Source organism: Citrobacter sp. TBCS-14 (assembly GCF_005280805.1).
GTDB lineage: Bacteria > Pseudomonadota > Gammaproteobacteria > Enterobacterales > Enterobacteriaceae > Citrobacter > Citrobacter gillenii.
The window spans coordinates 1-555 of sequence record NZ_SZWM01001344.1; the positions used below are offsets into that span (position 1 = coordinate 1).

Sequence of the window (555 nt, forward strand, 5' to 3'; positions counted from 1 at the left end):
TAACGTGGAGACACGGTAACCTGGCTACCATTGTTAGCCATAACAACGCGCTGACCCGCAGAGAATTTGGTCGCACCCTGCTTCTGAACCACCATAATGGTATTACCGTCATCCTTACGAATTTCCAGTTCTACGCCCTGGGTTTTATTCATCGCGCCTNCGCACCTGCAGCTGTCGCTAATGAACGACCGGTACCGCCGCCTACGGTGTTACCGAGGAACCCACCCAGCACAGCACCACCAATAGCGCCAATCACGTTTGCGTCGTCACCACCCTGGATTTGCACCGGACGAACATGAACAATCGTACCGTAGGTAACGTTCTGAACTTGTTTCGCTTCGGATGCGGTATACACGTCACCGGAAAGGCTATCATTGTTAACGCAGCCCGCTAAAGATACGCCCATTAATGAAACAATCAGCACACGTTTAATCATTTACAAATCTCCTTTGTCACCACGAAACGCTAATAAAGCACTCCTCATGGCTAAATTATATGGCATTTGTGAGTCTAAGGTCACATGTTCTACTGGAACAATATGAAAATCTTAACCGA

Annotated in this window: 1 pseudogene; it reads right to left on the minus strand. The window is 48.2% G+C overall.

Annotation, left to right across the window (positions count from 1 at the left end):
• Positions 1–436 (minus strand): annotated as a pseudogene (gene slyB / locus FDX22_RS27745) (outer membrane lipoprotein SlyB); the annotation flags it as partial.
• Positions 437–555 lie beyond the last annotated feature (119 nt).